At 63.3% G+C, this 3,912-nt stretch carries 4 protein-coding genes and 1 pseudogene; 4 read left to right on the forward strand and 1 reads right to left on the reverse strand.

All coding sequences use genetic code 11. The features are described 5' to 3' along the window. From ADADOO_RS06550 to ADADOO_RS06560, 3 genes are all read left to right on the forward strand, one after another. A partial coding sequence (locus tag ADADOO_RS06550; RefSeq protein ID WP_511276042.1) for a YifB family Mg chelatase-like AAA ATPase occupies window positions 1–973 on the forward strand: 973 nt, incomplete at its 5' end. After that, complete coding sequence (locus ADADOO_RS06555) at window positions 966–2,171, forward strand: multidrug effflux MFS transporter (RefSeq protein ID WP_511276044.1); 1,206 nt, start codon at window positions 966–968, stop codon at window positions 2,169–2,171. The genes ADADOO_RS06550 and ADADOO_RS06555, both read left to right, overlap by 8 nt. Before the next feature lie 38 nt (window positions 2,172–2,209). After that, window positions 2,210–2,701, forward strand: a complete 492-nt coding sequence (locus ADADOO_RS06560; protein ID WP_511276046.1) for a hypothetical protein — start codon at window positions 2,210–2,212, stop codon at window positions 2,699–2,701. Here ADADOO_RS06560 and mobA read toward each other — a convergent pair. Next, window positions 2,686–3,294, reverse strand: coding sequence for a molybdenum cofactor guanylyltransferase MobA (mobA, locus tag ADADOO_RS06565; RefSeq protein ID WP_511276048.1), 609 nt, complete (start codon window positions 3,292–3,294; stop codon window positions 2,686–2,688). The genes ADADOO_RS06560 and mobA overlap by 16 nt on opposite strands. A 346-nt stretch (window positions 3,295–3,640) precedes the next feature. Between mobA and ADADOO_RS06570 the strand changes: the two are divergent. After that, window positions 3,641–3,912: pseudogene (locus ADADOO_RS06570) on the forward strand (hypothetical protein); the annotation flags it as partial.

Raw genomic sequence — 3,912 nt, forward strand, 5'->3', positions numbered from 1 at the left:
GGCGATTGCCACGGTCAACCCGGAAAATCAGCCCATTTTCGCCGACCTGGCCGAGGTTCGCGGTCAGTCGCAGGCCAAGCGGGCGCTGGAAATCGCCGCCGCCGGCAACCATTCCTTGCTGATGGTCGGCCCGCCCGGCTCGGGCAAATCGATGCTCGCCGCCCGTCTGCCCGGCCTCATGCCGGCGTTGCAGGGCGAAGCGGCCAAGGCGTCGGCTGCCGTGCTGTCGCTGGTCGGCCAGTTCCGGCCGGAAGCCTTCGGCATTCGCCCTTACCGCCAGCCGCACCACACCGCCTCGGCGGTGGCCTTGGTCGGTGGCGGCAATCCGCCGCGGCCGGGCGAAATCAGCCTGGCCCATCAGGGAATTTTGTTTTTGGACGAACTGCCCGAGTTCGACCGAAAAGTCCTCGAAACCCTGCGCGAGCCGCTTGAATCGGGGCGCGTCCATATCGCCCGTGCCGCCCGGCAGGCCGAGTTTCCGGCCGAGTTCCAGCTCATCGCGGCAATGAATCCGTGTCCGTGTGGCCATCACGGCTCGGCGAACGGCAAATGCCGCTGCTCGCCGGACCAGATCGCCCGCTATCGCGGCAAGCTCTCCGGGCCTTTCCTCGACCGCATCGATTTGATCATCGAAGTCCCCGCCCTGTTGGCCGAAAGCCTGGCCGGCAAGGCCGATGGCGAATCGTCAGCGACCGTTCGCGCTCGCGTCGAGCAAGCCCAGAACCGCCAGCACGCCCGGCAGCAAAAACCGAACGCCCGGCTGAGCACCCAGGAAGTCGATGCCGACTGCCAGCCCGACGCTACCGGCAACAAGCTGTTGCAACAGGCGACGACCCAGCTCGACCTGTCGGCCCGCGCCTGGCACCGCATCCTCAAAGTCGCGCGGACCATCGCCGATCTGGCTGGCTGCGACGACATTCGCGCCGCCCACGTCGCCGAGGCCATCCAGTATCGACGTTTCGCCCGTGGGTGAGCACCAGACCCGGCGCGAGACGCGCGGCATCGCCATTTTGCTGGCCTCGCTGGCGGCCCTGGGACCGTTTTCGATCGACACCTACCTGCCGTCCTTCCCTGAAATAGCCGAAAAGCTGCACGCCTCGCCGCTCGAAGTTCAGCAGACGCTGTCGATCTATCTGCTCTCGTTCGCCGTCATGACGCTGTGGCACGGCGCCATTGCCGACCGCTTCGGCCGGCGCAAGGTGATTCTCGTCGCCGTCGGCCTGTTCGCCGTCGCCTCGGCCGGCTGCACCTTCGCCACGCGCATTGAGCACCTGTGGTTCTGGCGCGCCATGCAGGGCATGACGGCCGGCGCCGGCATCGTCATCAGCCGCGCCATCGTCCGCGACCTGTACGACGGCGCCCCGGCCCAGCGCCTGATGTCGCAGATGACCATGATGTTCGCCCTGGCCCCGGCCATCGCCCCGGTCGTCGGTGGCTGGCTACAAATGCTCTTCGGTTGGCGTTCGGTTTTTGCCTTTTTGGTCGTGTCGACCGCAGCATTGTGGCTGGCCTGCTGGAAACTGCTGCCGGAAACCCTGCCCCCGGAAAAACGCCAGTCGTTGCGCCCGGCCTACCTCGGCGCGACCTACTGGAAGGTCATGACCTCGCCGCCCTTCCTGTTTGCCTGCGCCGCCGTATCGCTCAATTTCGCCGGGTTTTTCATTTACGTGCTGTCGGCACCGGTCTTTCTGATGACCCATCTCGGCCTCCCGGAAACCGGCTTTCTCTGGCTGTTCGGGCCGGCCATGGGCGGCATGATGGTCGGCGCCGGGCTATCCGGCCGGCTGGCCGGCAAGATTACGCCGAGCCGGACCATCCTGATCGGTTTTACCGTCATGGGCAGCGCCGCCACGTTCAACCTGATCGTCAACCTGACGCTACCGCCCGGGCTACCGTGGAGCGTCATGCCCATCTTTGTCTACACCACCGGCATGTCGCTGGCCATGCCCAGCCTGACCCTCTTTGCCCTCGATCCTTTTCCCGCCCAGCGCGGCCTCGCCGCTTCCTGCCAGACTTTCTTCCAGTCCGGCTTCAATAGTCTTTCGGCGGCGCTCATCGCCCCGGCCCTGTGGGGTTCAACCCTGACCATGGCATTCGGCATGGCCGGTCTGCTCCTGGTTGGCGCTCTGTCCGCCCTGCTCCACCAGCGCTGGCGCCGCAAACCGGCGTGAATGGCATAAACTGGATCGCCTGTCACAAGGAAGCCCGCATGAAATTCCCTACCTGGATCAGCGCCGCCGCCTCGGCCGTCATCGCCATCCTGCCCGGCTGCGACTACCTCAATATGCAGGAAATGAAACCGGGTATCACGACCCAGGCCGAAGTGCGCGCACGCCTGGGCGACCCCGGCTTCGTGCATTGGAACGACGACGGCACGGCAACCTGGGAATACGCCCGGCAGCCGGAAGGCACCCACTGCTACATGATCACCTTCGGCCGCAATCAGGTGATCAGTCAGATCGAGCAGGTGCTCAACGAGGCCAACTACGGCAAGGTACGCGTCGGCATGAGCCAGGACGACATCCGCCGCCTGTTCGGCGCCCCGGCCAGAAAACAGCGCTTCGATAACCTCGGCGAGGAAATCTGGGAATGGCGCATCGAGGGCATGCCACCGATGGAAGAAACCTATTTCATGGTCCATTTCGACAGCGAAAACGGCGCCGTCAAAAAGACCTCAAAGCGGGTTCAGCCCAAGGCCTGAGGCTTTTCGGGGCCAGCGTCAAAACGCAACAACTCGGCGCGCGTATTGATGTTCTCGAAGGCATCTGCCTCGTCATCGAAGGCGACTTCGACGACGTTCAGGGTGGCGTACCAGCGCTCGAACTTGCGTTCGCCGCTGTCGAGATAAGCCGTCAGATGCGGCAGGAGGTCGCGTTTGCACAGACAAAAAACCGGGTGCGGCTGGTTGAAGGTACGGGCGACCGCGAGATCGGCGTTGGCTACGGTCAACCCGGAAAACAGGCGAAAAATCAAATCCGCCGGCAGGAAAGGTGAATCACACGGGGCAGTCGCCACCAGCCGATGCGTCGCTGCCGACAGCGCGGCATGCAACCCGGCCAGCGGCCCGGCAAAATCAGCAATGCGATCGGGCACGACACGATAGCTGAAGGCAGCATAACGCTCACCGTTCTGGTTGGCGTTGATCAGCAGTTCATCGACCTGCGGCGCCAGGCGCTCGACGACCCACTCGACCATGGGCCGGCCACCTAACACCTGCAAGCCCTTGTCGGTATGGCCCATGCGCCGACCCAGACCACCAGCCAGCACCACCCCAGTTATTTTTTCAGTCGTCATCGGTCTCACCGCCATCGGGCATCACAGGCCCGACCAAGCCGGAATATAGGACATTTTGTCCAGCCGGGAGACAGAATGTCCCTGCCACGCTGATGGTTAATTCCCTAACCCAATGAATTATATCGATTTTTGCTGTGGCACAAAGCATGCAATGTCTTGGCTGGTTTGGTAACACTCAACAACCGGAACCGACCTGAAAACAGCCAGACAACGAGGGCCGGCAGAAAACGCCAGTCCGTGCCGGACCGGCAAGGCGCCGCTTCAAAGATGGCGAAATAGAAAAGTTCTGTTCTCGAGAATCAATTTGGAGATTGATATGGAAAGCAAGGAAAACCCCGCCGCCGGCGTGAAGATCAGCCGGCGGCAGTTCTTCAAGATCTCGGCAGCGGGACTGGGGGCATCGAGCATCGCCGTCGTCGGTGTCATGCCGACCGCCGCACAGGCCGAAGTGCGCCAGTACAAACTCAGCCGCGCCAGGGAAACGCGCAATATCTGAACCTACTGCTCGGTCGGCTGCGGCCTGCTGATGTACAGCCTGGGCTCCGGCAGCAAGAATGCCAAGGCGGAAATCATCCACATCGAAGGCGACCCGGACCACCCGGTCAGCCGTGGCGCCCT

The sequence above is a fragment of the Azonexus sp. genome (assembly GCF_036170495.1).
Lineage (GTDB): Bacteria > Pseudomonadota > Gammaproteobacteria > Burkholderiales > Rhodocyclaceae > Azonexus.